Source organism: Flavobacterium sp. R1_16, assembly GCF_057652095.1.
This window is the reverse complement of sequence record NZ_JBYFCG010000001.1, coordinates 413,822-429,384: the sequence shown is the minus strand read 5'-3', so window position 1 is coordinate 429,384 and position 15,563 is coordinate 413,822. Positions and strand designations below refer to the sequence as shown.

At 32.6% G+C, this 15,563-nt stretch carries 11 protein-coding genes; 8 read left to right on the top strand and 3 right to left on the bottom strand.

The window, feature by feature from the left end:
• Positions 1-2,271, bottom strand: coding sequence for a cation:proton antiporter (locus tag AC23L6_RS01855; RefSeq protein ID WP_487560595.1), 2,271 nt, complete (start codon positions 2,269-2,271; stop codon positions 1-3).
• 198 nt (positions 2,272-2,469) lie between these two features.
• On the opposite strand from AC23L6_RS01855, the gene AC23L6_RS01850 reads away from it, so the two are divergent.
• The 4 genes from AC23L6_RS01850 to AC23L6_RS01835 all read left to right on the top strand — a co-directional run bounded on the left by AC23L6_RS01850 (position 2,470) and on the right by AC23L6_RS01835 (position 8,752).
• Complete coding sequence (locus AC23L6_RS01850; RefSeq protein WP_487560594.1) at positions 2,470-4,890, top strand: efflux RND transporter permease subunit; 2,421 nt, start codon at positions 2,470-2,472, stop codon at positions 4,888-4,890.
• Between the two features lie 59 nt (positions 4,891-4,949).
• A complete protein-coding gene (asnS, locus tag AC23L6_RS01845) occupies positions 4,950-6,383 on the top strand; it encodes an asparagine--tRNA ligase (protein ID WP_487560593.1) in 1,434 nt (477 codons plus the stop codon).
• 69 nt (positions 6,384-6,452) lie between these two features.
• Positions 6,453-7,916 (top strand): RNA polymerase factor sigma-54, encoded by a 1,464-nt coding sequence (gene rpoN / locus AC23L6_RS01840; RefSeq protein ID WP_487560592.1) that lies wholly within the window; start codon positions 6,453-6,455, stop codon positions 7,914-7,916.
• Between the two features lie 230 nt (positions 7,917-8,146).
• Positions 8,147-8,752, top strand: a complete 606-nt coding sequence (locus AC23L6_RS01835) for a hypothetical protein (protein WP_487560591.1) — start codon at positions 8,147-8,149, stop codon at positions 8,750-8,752.
• Here AC23L6_RS01835 and AC23L6_RS01830 read toward each other — a convergent pair.
• Entirely contained in the window at positions 8,747-9,454 is a 708-nt protein-coding gene (locus AC23L6_RS01830) for a porin family protein (RefSeq protein WP_487560590.1), read from the bottom strand. The two genes, AC23L6_RS01835 and AC23L6_RS01830, sit on opposite strands and share 6 nt — an antisense overlap.
• Before the next feature lie 221 nt (positions 9,455-9,675).
• On the opposite strand from AC23L6_RS01830, the gene AC23L6_RS01825 reads away from it, so the two are divergent.
• The 3 genes from AC23L6_RS01825 to porT all read left to right on the top strand — a co-directional run bounded on the left by AC23L6_RS01825 (position 9,676) and on the right by porT (position 12,179).
• Positions 9,676-10,158 carry a dihydrofolate reductase gene (locus tag AC23L6_RS01825; RefSeq protein ID WP_487560589.1) on the top strand — a complete coding sequence of 161 codons (483 nt, stop codon included), beginning with the start codon at positions 9,676-9,678 and terminating at the stop codon, positions 10,156-10,158.
• Between the two features lie 561 nt (positions 10,159-10,719).
• The gene (gene ubiE / locus AC23L6_RS01820; protein WP_487560588.1) at positions 10,720-11,451 is read left to right on the top strand and encodes a bifunctional demethylmenaquinone methyltransferase/2-methoxy-6-polyprenyl-1,4-benzoquinol methylase UbiE; all 732 of its coding nucleotides are present in this window, start codon (positions 10,720-10,722) and stop codon (positions 11,449-11,451) included.
• Positions 11,452-11,474: 23 nt separating this feature from the next.
• Positions 11,475-12,179 (top strand): type IX secretion/gliding motility protein PorT/SprT, encoded by a 705-nt coding sequence (gene porT / locus AC23L6_RS01815; RefSeq protein ID WP_487560587.1) that lies wholly within the window; start codon positions 11,475-11,477, stop codon positions 12,177-12,179.
• Position 12,180: 1 nt separating this feature from the next.
• On the opposite strand, the gene AC23L6_RS01810 is transcribed toward porT, so the two are convergent.
• Complete coding sequence (locus AC23L6_RS01810) at positions 12,181-12,912, bottom strand: TrmH family RNA methyltransferase (protein WP_487560586.1); 732 nt, start codon at positions 12,910-12,912, stop codon at positions 12,181-12,183.
• Between the two features lie 38 nt (positions 12,913-12,950).
• Between AC23L6_RS01810 and tamL the strand changes: the two genes are divergently transcribed.
• Positions 12,951-15,515 (top strand): translocation and assembly module lipoprotein TamL, encoded by a 2,565-nt coding sequence (tamL, locus tag AC23L6_RS01805; RefSeq protein ID WP_487560585.1) that lies wholly within the window; start codon positions 12,951-12,953, stop codon positions 15,513-15,515.
• Positions 15,516-15,563 lie beyond the last annotated feature (48 nt).

Genomic DNA, 15,563 nt, shown 5'->3' with positions numbered 1-15,563 from the left:
CTAAGGTTTTATAATTAAAACCGAAGGCACATTTGTCAACCAAGTGCTTTGAGAGTCTACAAGAGTTTTCCAACTTTCTAAACTTACAATCATCAAATCAAGCTTTGTTAGAAATTCCTTTCTCATAGTTTTTTCAGTCATCAAAATGATATTTTCTGGATATTTCTCATTCAAGGAACTGATGGTACTTTCTACAACAAAATTGGTTCCATATGTAGTATTGACATCCAATATAGAAACCGTTGAATTATTGTTGTACACCAATTTTTGTGCATATTCCATTAGAAATACATCCTCCGCATTAAATACAGGAATAAAAACTTGATTGACATCTTTAAAATTCTTGTCAATTAAAATTCCTAAAGGTATTTTGCTTTTAGAGATAATTTGTCGAGTTCGTTCATCAAAAGGAGAATTTTCAAACAACCCTTCTTTACCCGTAAACTTATCAATAAGTCTATCTGGATTAATAATTCTAGTTGTAAATCCTAATACTTTACCGAGTAGAGTTCCTTCAAAAATGGACTTTCCAAGACCTACCAACAAAATACTATACTCACCATGATTGGCAATATCAGCAATATCTGTTTCAATATCTACAGTCGCCTTAAAAATGGTGGTTATTTCTTGCTTCAATAATTTAGATTCTTCCACTATTGGATTAAATCTTCTTCTCTCTTGATCCTCTAAATCATAGGAATGCATTTCTTCACTCATAGATAGATGCATGGCTGTAACGCTCGATGAATCCTTTTGTTTTTTTACCAAACAATTGGCTAATCTTAATAATGATTTCGCTTTTTCGTTATTTCCGAATGAAATTAGAATCTTATACTTACTTTCATTTTTAATAGAATCTGAAATAAATACGTCTTTTGTTTTAAATATAAAATTAATCAAATCAAGTGCTGGCCCTGTCATTACGGTCGTTACCAATGCCATAATTACCATCATGGTAAAAATTTCGGAAGTTAATACTCCCAAATCATACCCAATATTCAAAACAACCAATTCCATTAACCCTCTAGTGTTCATTAACGCACCTATAGTCAAACTATCTCGCCAATTTTGACCAACGAATTTTGCGGCAATAGCACTCCCTAAAAATTTTCCTAATACCGCTACAAGTATTATAAAACCTGTAACTTTCCATAAATAAGGATCATTGATTAATCCTATTTGAGTTCGTAAACCAGTAAAAACAAAAAATAAAGGAAGCAACAATATCACAGAAACATCTTCTACTTTGTCAATAAAAATAGCTCTGAATTTACTAATATCTGGCATAATAACTCCTGTCATAAATGCACCAAAAAGAGCGTGAATTCCGATTACCTCAGTCACATAAGACGAAAGAATCAGGGTCAAAAAGAATATAGCTACGACAGGTTTATTCAGTTTGTTTTTGGTTTTATATAAATCTCCAATTCGTTTAAGAAATGGCTTAACCACAAAAATCATTGTCATTACGTAAGCAAATGCCAATCCGATAATATATAATGAACTCACGAAAGATCCGGCTTTGACTACTGCAATTACTGCAGCCAGTAAGCACCATGCGGTTATATCATCGGCGGCAGCACATGTAATAACAATGGTTCCTAATCTCGTTTTGTGAATCCCGCGTTCTTGAACTATTCTTGCTAAAACAGGAAAAGCCGTTATGCTCATAGCAATACCCATGAACAAACTGAATGATAAAAACTCAACTCCTGTTGGTGCAAATCTGTAATAAATAAAATATGCTAATCCAATTCCCAAAGAAAAAGGAAAAACTATACTTGCATGGCTAATTACAATGGCGTCATTGGCTTTGTTTTTAAGTACTTTTAAATCAAGTTCCATCCCAATAACAAACATAAAAAGGATAAGCCCTATTTGACTCAAAAACTGTAAATTACCAAGAGATTCAACTGGGAAAATTGCCAATGAGAACTCAGGAAAATACATGCCAAGCAAGGATGGACCAAGTACAATTCCGGCAATAATTTCGCCAATTACAGACGGTTGACCAATTTTTCTAAACATCCATCCAAAAAATCTTGCAACAAGAATAATGGTGACAATTTGAGCTAATAATATGGCCAAAGGATGTTGAAGATTGTGAATTAGCGAATCTAAAAATTCTGTCCATTGTGTTTTTTGGGTGGAGACAGAAACGATTTCTCTGCCATTTTCTAATGACTTACCTCTAGATATAATCCAGTAAATTAAAACTGAAAAGCCTCCAGTCACTGCAATATAAAAGATAGAATTTTTAAATCTTCTCATAGTTTACGGATTCAACTTGAATATGTTTTAGTACATACAAATATGCGGAAGTAAATTTATAAATTTTACACTATAAATTATTGATAATATAAATTTAATCTGGTTAAAAGAACGATACACTTTTAGCACAATTCTGTTCTATTTATAGTATTAAATATCTACCCTTTTATGTACCTTTGCAAGCCTTTTTAAGTTATTATGAAAAAAATGTTAGGTATTGGCTTTTGGGAACTTGTTGCCAGAATCATATTGAGAAATAGAATCCTTATTTTAAGTTCGATTGTTTTAATTACAATTCTACTAGGCACACAATGGAAATACATACAATTTACTCAAACCGAAGCCAATCTTATTCCCGCTGATGACAAAGTAAATGTTGATTATCGAAAATTTCTCAGCCACTTTGGCGAGGAAGGAAATCTTATTGTAATTGCTACCAAAGATAAAAAATTATTTACCCCTAAAGTATATAAAGCTTGGCATGAGTTAATACAAACCATTAAATCACACAAAGAAGTTAGTCTTGTTGTCTCAGTAGACAATTTGCAACAACTGACCAAAAATGATTCTTTACAAACTTTTGAACTAAAACCATTCGTAGACGAATCTAAAACACAAGACCCGCAGTATTTACAACAAATTAAATCCGAACTGTTTTCAAAATTACCTTTCTATGAAGGATTGTTATTCAACAAAAAAACAGGAGCCATTCGTTCGGCGATTTATTTGGATAAAAAAATTGTAAATACCAAACAAAGAAAAAACTTTGTTTTGAAGGATTTAATTCCAATCCTCGAAAAATTTAAAACCGAAACAGGTGTTGAACTCCACACTTCGGGCATGCCCTATATCAGAACGTTAAATGCCAAAACGATTACCGATGAGATTGGTTTATTCATTGGAGCAGCCTTACTTGTAACTTCGCTCATTTTCTTTTATTTTTTCAGGTCTTTTAGAGCTACAATGATTTCATTAATTATCGTAATTATTGGAGTTATGTGGTCGTTTGGAATTATGGGACTTTTGGGTTACGAAATCACTGTACTGACAGCGTTAGTTCCAACACTTGTTATTGTGATAGGAATACCCAATTGTATTTTCTTTATTAACAAATACCATCAAGAATATTACAAACACTCGAATAAAGCCAAATCGCTTCAGCGTGTTATCACAAAAACCGGAACTGCCACTTTAATGACTAACATTACTACGGCTGTTGGATTTGCAACTTTCATTGCTACAAATAATATTCTTTTGAGAGAATTTGGCGTGGTTACTACAATCAATATTTTGGCAATTTATCTCTTGTGTCTCCTATTGATTCCTATTTTTTTCAGTTACATTCCACCTCCTATTCCAAGGCATCTCAATCACCTAGAACGTGAATCCTTAACTTCTTTTTTACGATGGATTGTCAACACAGTAAAATTCAATCGTCTTGGTGTGTACATCACTTCTATTTGTTTGTTGATTTTAGGAATTATAGGCATTTATAAAATTCGTATTTCAGGAAGTATTATTGAAGACATGCCCAAAAAGACAGCCTTCTTTGACGATATACGCTTTTTTGAAAAGGAATTTGACGGCGTAATGCCATTGGAAATAATGATTGACACCAAAAGAAAAAATGGCGCCATGAAATTATCCAATCTCAGAAGAATGGAAGATTTAGAACAAACAATAACTGATGTTCCCGAACTTTCAAAGCCTCTATCGATTGTCAATATAGCTAAAAGTTTTAATCAGGCATACTACAACGGGAATCCTGATTTTTATACTTTGCCTTCCAAACAAGAAGAAATTTTCTTGCTGCCATACATTAAAAATTCATTGAAAAAAACAAAGGATAATCAATTGAAAAGCTACATCACTTCAGATGGAAGAGTAGCGAGAATGACGACCTTTATCAAAGATGAAAATGGTGAAAAAATGGAAGCTATCGAAGCTCATTTACGCAATAAGGTGGACATTCTATTCCCGTCTCCAAAATATGAAGTTATTATCACTGGTAAAGCATCTGTTTTCCAAAAAGGAACCAAATACTTACTTGACAACCTATTGTCATCATTGCTTTTTGCCTTTTTAATTACTGGCGGATTGGTTGCCATCATGTTTAGATCTTTTAAAATGGTTTTGGTTTCGATTATCCCTAATCTGTTGCCACTATTGATGACTGCTGGATTGATGGGCTTTTTGGGTATTCCATTAAAACCGTCTACTATTTTAGTTTTTGGTATCGCTTTCGGAATGTCCGTTGACGACACTTTGCGATTTTTGGCTCAATATCGACTAGAACTTTCTCGTAATGATTGGAAAATAAAAAAATCCGTTTTTGCTACATTTGACGATGCAGGAATTAGTATGTTTTATACCTCAATTGTATTGTTCTTTGGGTTCTCAGTATTTATGCTATCCAGTTTTGGAGGCACAATTGCTCTGGGAGGATTGGTTGCATTAACCTTATTCTTTGGAATGCTGTCTAACCTAGTATTATTACCATCATTAGTGTTGTCACTAAACAGAACATTGGCTAACGAGCAAGAATTTTTTGAACCTACAATTGACATCCTAGAACATACTGATGAAGAGATTGACGAACTAGAAAAGAAAAATAATTAATTTATATTTGTATCTATTTTGGATGTTTACGTCCTAAATTTTAAAATCCTTGTTCAAAAATGAAACATACAAAAGTTAAAGACTTACTGAATAGCTCTAGAGCAAACTTTGAAGTAAATGCAAAAGGTTGGGTTAGAACTTTTAGAAATAATCAGTTCATTGCGTTGAATGACGGTTCAACCATCAACAATATTCAATGTGTTGTAGATTTTGAAAACACATCAGAAGCTATTCTCAAAAGAATTACAACTGGAGCTGCGGTTTCTGTAACTGGTGAATTAGTAGAAAGTAAAGGTGCAGGGCAGAAGTACGAAATTCAAGTTTCTAAATTAGAAATCTTAGGTGATTCTGATGCCGAAAAATTCCCAATGCAACCCAAAAAACATTCTTTGGAATTCTTACGAGAAAATGCTCATTTGAGAGTGCGAACTAATGCTTTTGGCGCTATTATGAGAGTACGTTCAGTATTGGCGCATGCTGTTCATACTTTTTTTCAAGAAAAAGGATTTGTATATGTAAACACACCTATAATTACTGGTGCTGATGCCGAGGGCGCTGGAGAAATGTTTCAAGTTACTTCATTGCCTTTAGACAATTTACCAAGAACAGAAGAAGGAAATATCGATTACAAAAAAGATTTTTTTGGAAAACATACCAACTTGACCGTTTCAGGGCAATTAGAAGGTGAAACATTTGCTATGGCTTTAGGTCAGATTTATACATTCGGCCCGACATTTCGTGCAGAGAATTCTAATACTTCCAGACACTTAGCAGAGTTTTGGATGATTGAGCCAGAAGTGGCATTCAACGATTTGAATGATAATATGGATTTAGCCGAAGACTTTATTCAATTTGTAATTAAGTACACCAAAGAGAAATGTTATGACGATTTGAAATTTTTAGAAGGTCGTTTGCTAGACGAAGAAAAATCGAAACCACAAGCAGAGCGAAGTGAAATGTCGTTATTAGAAAAACTAGATTTTGTATTAGAGAACAATTTCAAACGCGTTTCTTATACCGAAGCTATAGATATTCTTAGAGATTCAACACCCAACAAGAAGAAGAAATTTCAATTTATAATCAATGAATGGGGTGCTGATTTACAAAGTGAACACGAACGCTATTTGGTAGAAAAACATTTCAAATGCCCCGTGATTTTGTTTGATTATCCCGCAAATATTAAAGCTTTTTATATGCGTTTGAACGAAGATGGAAAAACCGTTCGTGCCATGGATATCCTATTCCCAGGAATTGGAGAAATTGTTGGCGGCTCGCAGAGAGAAGAACGCTACGATGTTTTAGTTGAAAAAATGAAAGCTCTAGGAATTAGCGAAGAAGAATTATGGTGGTATATAGACACCCGAAGATTCGGTTCGGCTATTCACTCTGGATTTGGATTAGGTTTTGAAAGGCTAGTGCTTTTTGTAACAGGAATGACTAATATTCGAGACGTAATTCCGTTTCCAAGAACACCAATGAATGCTGAATTTTAAAATGTTTATAGTTCATGGTTTGTAGTTTAGAGTTAACTACAAACCCTAAACAACAAACCACAAACAATTATGCTAAAGCAATTCTTAAATCTCAAATTATCTCAAAAATTATCTCCACAACAAATTCAGTTGATGAAGTTAATTCAATTGCCTACACAAGCCTTTGAGCAAAGATTAAAAGAAGAAATGAATGAAAATCCAGCTCTAGAAGCCGGAAAAGAAGAGGAAGAATTATATGAAAAAGACGATTTTGACACTAATGACGAGTACGATGATTATGACGATAACGACGAAATAGGTTCAGAAGAAATCAACATTGACGAATATCTAAACGACGATACTCCAGATTATAAAACCCAAGCTAATAACTATAGTGATGACGATGAAGAAAGAGAATCTCCTTTAACGGCGCCTGTTAGTTTTCATCAAGACTTAATTAACCAATTGAATACATTCATCCTCAACGAGGACGAACGCGAAATAGCTGAATTCCTTGTTGGAAGTATTGATGACATGGGGTACATTAGAAGAAGTATTCCAGATATTGTTGATGATTTAGCTTTCACCCAAGGCATATACACCGATGAAAAAACAGTAGAGAAAATGCTTCATGTCATTCATGAATTAGAACCCTCTGGAGTTGGCGCCCGTGATTTACAAGAATGTCTTTTGTTGCAATTAAAACATAAAACACCCACTGAATATATTGCCTTAGCCACAGACATTATCGAAAATCAATTTGATGCTTTTACTAAAAAACATTACGACAAATTGCTTCAAAAATATAATGTTTCAAATGAGCAACTTAAAAAAGCAATCCATGAAATAGAAAAATTGAATCCAAAACCAGGAGGTTCGTTTACAGGAAATAATAAAATTACTGAGAATATTGTTCCTGATTTTGTCATTCGAATCGTTGATGGTGAATTGGAACTGACATTAAACGGAAGAAATGCTCCTTCCTTACACGTCTCTAAAGACTATCAAGAGATGATGCAAACTTATAAGGATTCCAGAGACAAATCGGCAGCTCAGAAGGATGCTGTTCAGTTTATCAAACAAAAATTAGATTCTGCTAAATGGTTTATAGATGCCATACGGCAACGTCAGGAAACCCTTTTGGTTACCATGAATGCTATTATGCATTTTCAAAGAGATTTTTTCCTTGAAGGCGATGAAACTAAGATGAAACCGATGATTTTAAAAGATATTGCAGACAGAGTTGGTCTGGATATTTCTACCGTTTCTAGAGTTGCAAATAGTAAGTATGTAGAAACGCCTTATGGAACAAAACTCATCAAAGAATTTTTCTCTGAAGCCATGAAGAATGACCAAGGAGAAGATGTTTCTACCCTTGAAATTAAAAAAATTCTCAAAAACACCATCGAAGAAGAGGACAAACACAAACCACTTCCTGACGATCAATTGGCTGAAATACTCAAAGAAAAAGGCTATCCTATAGCGAGAAGAACTATAGCAAAATATCGAGAACAATTGGATATTCCTGTAGCGCGATTGAGAAAAAAGATGTAGTTTTCATTACATAAGTACTTTATTCTGAGAACTAATACCAATTATGAATATAAAATAGCTTATTTTTTTTAACCATTAAGAAAGTTAAGTTTGCTTTGCCCGTTCCTCTCGAAAGTATTTGCGCTAAAGTCATAAGACTTAATTTTCTTAAATCTCTTAATTGTTTAAAATTTTTAATATTTACTTTTACTTAGACTTATTGATAACCATAAATGGCATAATAATTAATTTTGAAAAAAATACTTCCATTATTTTCCTATCTCTTTCACCCTATATTTATTCCTGTTTTTGGAACACTATTTTATCTGTTTTTTACAGCTAACTATTTTGAAACTTACCATAAGTATTTATTACTGCTACAGGTAATCATCATCTTTATTTTTATTCCAATTTCGTTCTACTATCTTTTAAAAACCCTTGGAAGAGTAGATAACATTATGCTTTCTGATAGTACACAGCGAAAAATCCCATTGCTTTTTCAAGCGTTTTTAATCATTATTGTAATTCAAAAAAGCATCACCGTTGACAGAATTCCTGAATTGTTTTTTTTTCTCTATGGCGGATTAATTAGTACAGTTCTAGCACTCCTCCTTTTATTTGTAAAAAGAAAAGCTAGTATTCACATGCTCGGGATAAGCTCTTTAACATCTTTTGTGATTGGATTAAGTATCCACACTCAGGCTAACTTTATTTACTGTATTGCCTTTTTAGTCTTGATGAATGGAATCGTTGCTTCCTCTCGCCTAGAAATGAAAGCACATACTACTCTCGAACTGATTATTGGTTTCCTAATTGGTGGTATTCCTCAAGTTGCATTGTGGTTCTTTTGGCTATAAAATGTAGAACATTAACCCTAGATTTAGGGTATTCAAGCCTACATTATTGTTACCTATTTTAGCATCGGTCTTGAAAAAAGGAGTAAGTCCATAATAGGCGTAAAAATTCCACGTATTGTATCCGCAAGCTAGGTAAGTACCCATCTGTAAGGTATTCAAATCTTTATTATTAGCTATCCTAAAATTAGATTCGGCATCAATATACGTATACCTATCCCAAATGAGATAGTTAAACTTAAATCCTGAGTAAACTCTCCAAAATTTATGACTTTCAGGTGTAGATGTTCTCCATCTGAATTCTATTGGAAGATCAACATAAAATTGATCCAACTTATTCTTGTTGTAGTCCTTTCCTGAGGGTATTACGCTGTACTCAATGACCTGATTGATCTTTGATAAATACAAATTTTGAGAAGACTTATTGTATGAAAATCCGAAACCAGTGGCAACAGCAACCGTTCTATTTTTATTTATTGGCATATCTCTTAAAAAACCTATCACAAAACCAGAAGAAAACTTATTTTGAGAAACACCCGGAGCTTTATTAAACAAACTATTATAGGTTAATCCAAAATAAAATTGATCCTCTCTGTATAGTGAATCAACAGCAATCATGGGCGCGGGAAGAATTACAAGATCTTTTTCTTGTGAAAAGAGAATTGAAAACGTAAGGAAAAGAAAAAAAGAAAAGGAAAATTTCATATGTAGATACTATTTGTTTTTAAATAGTCATATGGTATCGCCCTATTTTCATCGGTGCTTGTTTGCAACAAACTTATTGTTAGTGGCGATTTCATACTTCGATTTTGTGCTTTAAAATTACAAAAAAACACCAATAAAAATAACTCTATTTTTTAGAGATTAAAATGTAATTTTGTTACGAATCCCCTATAAGGTCAAATCAACTTAAAAGAAAATTCGTAATGATTATTCTAATTGCAGCTGCAGCACAAAATAATGCTTTAGGGAAAAACAATCAACTCGTTTGGCATTTACCTAATGATTTTAAAAGATTCAAGGCGCTTACAACTGGGCATCATATCATCATGGGAAGAAAAACGTTCGAAAGTTTTCCTAAACCCTTACCAAACAGGACGCACATCGTTATTAGCCGCCAAGATGATTATTCTCCAGAAGGTTGTATTGTTGTGGATAGTATGGAAAAAGCCCTCGAAATAGTACCAAAAGACAAAAATGTTTTCATCATTGGCGGAGGAGAAATTTACAGAATCGGTATTCATCATGCAGATAAAATTGAACTTACACGCATTGCCGAAACTTTTGAGGCAGATACTTTTTTCCCTGAAATAGATCCAGATCAATGGGAATTAGAACAAGAAGAATTTCATTCAAAAGATGAAAATCATCAATACGATTTCTGTTATCAAACTTTTGTTAGAAAATAAAAAAACATCCCTTATCGGGATGTTTTTAATTAATGCTTCAAGAAAAATAGCCGAGTCTTAAAGCAAAATTTGATAGGCTAGTATAAAAATAACCAACGCCAAAATTATACCCGTAGATAAAATAATAACGTTGGCAAACTTGTGAGAATAACTCTCAAAAAAGCCTTTAATACCAAATACCACAAAGGTACTAAAGGCGGAAAAAACTAAAATTTCCAAAAATAAATTTAAACCAAAGAACGTCTTGTGTATTTCAATAGTACTATCTGTAAGAGGGGTTGTGATGTTGATAATGCTTACAAGAACAAATGAAAGGATAAAGGCGAGCAATATCCATTTGAATTCGGCTATTAAAATTCTTGATAACATAATGCAAATGTTATTTATTGAAATACGATGTAAAATTGAATAATATAATTCTCCTAAACAATCACTACATCTAGTGATTTTTATATCACTAAAATTAGTGAGAATAAAAAAATTTAGCAGGCTAAATCTTTTAACTCATAATTTTAAACGTCCACTATTATGCAGATTATAGTATATTTGCAAAAAATTGAAATGTCAAAAAACGTAACACCTTATAAAGAATCCTCTTTGAGTAAGAAAGAACAAGTTACTCAAATGTTTGATACTATTTCTGGCAACTATGATGGATTGAATCGGATTATCTCTTTTGGTATTGATGTTAAATGGAGAAAAAAAGTACTCCAAATGGTTAAAAATTCAAATCCAAAAACAATTTTAGATATAGCCACAGGAACTGGAGATTTAGCCATCTTAATGGCCGAAACCAATGCTGAAAAAATTATTGGATTAGATATATCGGTAGGAATGCTTGAAATAGGCAAACAAAAAATAGCTGCTAGAAAACTTTCTCAAAAAATAGAAATGATTGTGGGTGATTCTGAAAAAATGCCCTTTGAAGACAACACTTTTGACGCAATAACTGTAGCATTTGGCATTAGAAATTTTGAAAATCTAGAGAAAGGACTCGCTGAAATTCTCAGAGTTTTAAAACCAAATGGAACTTTTGTAATTTTAGAGACCTCAAATCCCACAAAATCACCTTACAAACAAGGATATGTTTTCTACACCAAATATATTCTTCCAGTAATAGGAAAACTATTCTCAAAAGATAGTGTCGCTTATGGCTATTTGTCAGAATCAGCATCGGTTTTTCCATTTGGGGAAGCATTAAACAATATTTTGAAGAAAATTGGGTTTATTAACGTTGTAGATATGCCTCAAACTTTTGGTGTGGCAACTATTTATTCAGCATCAAAAAAATAGTTTCGAAATTATTTCGCATCCATATGAAAAAAATATTTTCATCGATTTTATTCCTTTTTGTCTTCACTCTGTATGCCCAATTCCCCAAGAGCACATTCAGCAAAGACCCAATTCTTAACAACGAAAATTTTGATAAACAACGAGTATATTGGGGCTATTTCCTAGGATTTAATTCCTACGATTACAAATTTGAATACAAAAAAGTAGCTCCAGATATTTTAGCGGATAGAACAATAGGTTTTAATGTTGGATTAGTTGGAGATTTGAGACTACAAGAGTACATCAATTTGAGATTTGAACCTGGATTGTATTATACTCAAAGAAATCTCACTTTCCCCGAGCAAACCAAACCTATTGATGCTCTTAGAGAAGTTAGTGCGACTTACATCCATTTTCCATTGTTGTTAAAATTTTCTTCGTTACGAACAGGAAATGTAAGACCTTACTTGGTTGGTGGTTTTTCGACAACCCTAAATTTATCAAGTAATTCTAAATCATTGGATGATAATTACCAGCAACGTTTTAGAGTAAAGAATTGGACAAAAAATTATGAATTAGGTTTTGGTGTTGATTTGTATTTAGAATATTTCAAATTTTCACCATCAATACGTGGCGTCTTTGGGATTGGCGATGAATTAATTCGAGACAATGACCCAAATAGTCCTTGGACAGGGAATATTCAATCTATGAAAACTCGGGCTGTTTTAATAAACTTTACGTTCCACTAATTCAAAACTCCACTCTTCTAAATTCACTTAAGATAATTGCAGCAGCTGTTGCAACATTCAAACTTTCGGTTTGCATCCTATCGCCAAATCGAGGAATTGACAACCGATTCAAGCACTTGGCTTCAATTTCCTTAGAAATACCATTGGCTTCGTTGCCTAAAATTACAATTCCCTCTTTAGGAAGTTTTTCTTTATAAATAGTAGCACCATCCATAAAAGTGCCGAAAACAGGAAGCTTGGTCGTTTTTATAAACTCATTCAAGTCTACATAATTTACATTAACCCTAGCTATTGAACCCATAGTGGCTTGAACTACTTTTGGATTATAGACATCAACCGTTGTGGAAGAGCAAACTAAATTTTCTACTCCAAACCAATCACACAAACGAATTATAGTTCCTAAGTTTCCAGGATCTCGAATAGCATCAAGTGCTACAATTAATCCTTTTTGAAGAATATTTTTTGATTTAGGAATTTTAAAAAGTGCCAAACAAGTATTGGGTGTTGTCAAGGCGCTTATTTTTTTTAAATCGCTATCGCTTATAATTGTTTTTCTCGAAACTGAAATTTCATCAAAATCATTTTGTGTAGTGAACAAATGTTCTAATTCAAAATTGGATTGCAATAGTTCCTGAATTACTTTTACACCTTCGGCAAAAAATAATTTTTCGATAGAACGGTACTTTTTTTGTTGCAAACTAGTTATTAATTTTATTTGGTTTTTACTAACCATAGAAATAATGTACTTTTGAATTAAATATTTCACAACCTTTGAGAAACAGCATTACAAAAATATCATTATTTATTCTAATTGGAATACTTGTGTACTCATGTGCATTAGAAAAAAAAGTTCCTAACGGAAAAAAACTTTTAACCAAGAATGAAATTGTAGTTAATGGTAAAAATGAAGCATCAGAGATTGTCACCAGCCAATTGTATCAAAAACCCAATACAAACATTTTAGGCTATCATCTTAGACTTAATTTATATAATCTAGCTAACACGAAGCATGATTCTATTTACAAAGCAAAATTTACCAAACATCCTGAAAAATACAAACAAAAATCCAAATGGCTTTCTGCAAAACAAGTGAACAGACTTGGAGAATCTTTTTGGTATACTGGAATTCACGATTTCTTAGAAAAATCAGGTGAGCCACCAAGTATTATTGACAAAAAAAGTACCGAAAAATCATCGCTACGATTAAAATCCTATTATTTTAATAATGGTTATTTTAACACCGAAAGCTGTTTTAAAATTGATTCTGTAAGTGCCAAAAAAGCAAAAATCAAATATACTGTAACTACAGGAAATGCATTTTTTATAGATTCATTAAAAACTACTATTCTATCACCTGCTTTGGACTCCTTGTATCAGACGAGGAAATCGAATACAGAAATTAAAATTGGAAATCAATACAAAACAGAAAATTTCAATGCAGAAATTAGCCGAATCACTTCCCATTTTAGAAACAACGGCGCTTACCTTTTTCAGCAAAACTATATTAGTTTTGATATAGATACCATAAATAAAAAGAACAAAGTGGGTGTCCATATGAAAATTAGTGATTATGAATATCGCGAAGGTGATACTTCAAAAACAAAACCTTTTAAGTTATACAAAATTAGTGATGTAAATATTCATACTGATTACACTCCCAACCAAATCAAACAAGAAAAAAAAGATTCTATAAAAGTAACTTACAACAACTTTAATCTATTCAGTCAAGGAAAACTAAAATACAAACCGAAAGCCATTACAAATGCGGTTTTTATAACCAAAGAAGGTCTGTTTTCTGATTATAAAACAACACTAACCTCGAGGTATTTAACTAACTTAAGAGTCTTTAATTACCCTACTATTCAATACGATTTAGACCCAAAAGATAGTACACAAAACTCTCTGATAGCAAATATTTATTTAACACAAAGAAAAAAATACAGCCTAGTTTCCTCATTAGATTTGACACACTCAAACATTCAGGAATTTGGAATTTTAGGTACAAGCACTCTCTCTATAAGAAATGTTTTCAATGGAGCCGAAACTTTTGATATTGCCGCCAGAGGAAATATTGGTTCGTCAAAAAATTTAGCAAATCCCAGTGATAATTTTTTTAATGTTCTTGAATATGGTTTAGACTTAAAACTACATTTCCCAAGAATATTTATGTTTTTCAACACGGAGAGAATTATCCCTAAAAGTATGATTCCCTCGACAGTTCTAAGTTCAGGGTATGCAAAACAAACCAATATTGGATTGGATAAGGAAAATTTCACAACCATCTTTTCTTACAATTGGACACCAAAAAGAAACACCTCAACCAAATTTGATTTGCTCAATGTTCAGTACATCAAAAATCTAAACACTAGTAATTACTTCAACGTTTACAATTCATCTTATAACGCCTTAAATGAACTGGCAAAATCTTATCCTGATGCCAACACAGCTTATTTTGATGGTAATAAAAATCTAATCATAGAAAGCGGAACAGATGGTTTTATTAATGATGTTTTAAATCCAAACTCTTCCTTAAGTGTAAGTGCAGAGGACAAAAAAGAAATTAATAACATCAACGAAAGAAAGATACGACTAACTGAAAACAATTTAATATTTGCAAGTAATTTTTCTTTTTCAAAAACAACTAAAAACGATATTAAAGATGAAACCTACTATGGATTTAAATCAAAAGTTGAATCTGCTGGTAACTTTTTATCACTCATAACCAAAACCTCAAAACAAATCAACAGTCAAAACCAAAGCGAAGAAATTTTTGGCGTTGCCTACTCACAATATGTCAAAGCCGAATTAGAGTACATCAAACACTGGGATTTGAAAAGAAATAAAGTTTTAGCCTTCAGGAGTTTTGTTGGTGTAGCCATCCCTTACGGAAACTCTACGAGCGTTCCTTTTTCCAGAAGTTATTTTGCTGGAGGTTCCAATGACAATAGAGCTTGGCAACCCTACTCTCTCGGACCAGGAAGAGTTTCAGCATTTAACGACTATAATGAAGCCAACTTAAAAATTGCTGCAAGCGCAGAATTTCGTTTCAATTTCTTTGGACAATTTAATGGCGCCCTATTCATCGATGCAGGAAATATCTGGAACGTATTAGACAATGTAACAGATGAAAAGGCAGTATTCACAGGACTTTCTTCTCTAAAAGATTCGGCTATTGGCTCTGGTATGGGTTTCAGGTATGATTTTGATTTTTTTGTGGTTCGAATTGATTTTGGTTTTAAAACCTACGTCCCTTCCAATGATTCAGGCAAAAAATGGTTTAAAGATTATAATTTTAATGGTGCAGTACTAAATATTGGAATAAATTATCCTTTCTAAATTTATAAATTATTATTTTTGTGCACTAAAATTTTTTAATTCTAAAAA

Coding starts and splice junctions, on each gene's coding strand:
- AC23L6_RS01850 (WP_487560594.1), top strand. CDS start 2,470: ATGAAAAAAATGTTAGGTATTGGCTTTTGGGAACTTGTTGCCAGAATC.
- AC23L6_RS01830 (WP_487560590.1), bottom strand. CDS start 9,454: ATGAAATTTTCCTTTTCTTTTTTTCTTTTCCTTACGTTTTCAATTCTC.
- AC23L6_RS01855 (WP_487560595.1), bottom strand. CDS start 2,271: ATGAGAAGATTTAAAAATTCTATCTTTTATATTGCAGTGACTGGAGGC.
- AC23L6_RS01825 (WP_487560589.1), top strand. CDS start 9,676: ATGATTATTCTAATTGCAGCTGCAGCACAAAATAATGCTTTAGGGAAA.
- ubiE (WP_487560588.1), top strand. CDS start 10,720: ATGTCAAAAAACGTAACACCTTATAAAGAATCCTCTTTGAGTAAGAAA.
- asnS (WP_487560593.1), top strand. CDS start 4,950: ATGAAACATACAAAAGTTAAAGACTTACTGAATAGCTCTAGAGCAAAC.
- porT (WP_487560587.1), top strand. CDS start 11,475: ATGAAAAAAATATTTTCATCGATTTTATTCCTTTTTGTCTTCACTCTG.
- AC23L6_RS01810 (WP_487560586.1), bottom strand. CDS start 12,912: ATGGTTAGTAAAAACCAAATAAAATTAATAACTAGTTTGCAACAAAAA.
- rpoN (WP_487560592.1), top strand. CDS start 6,453: ATGCTAAAGCAATTCTTAAATCTCAAATTATCTCAAAAATTATCTCCA.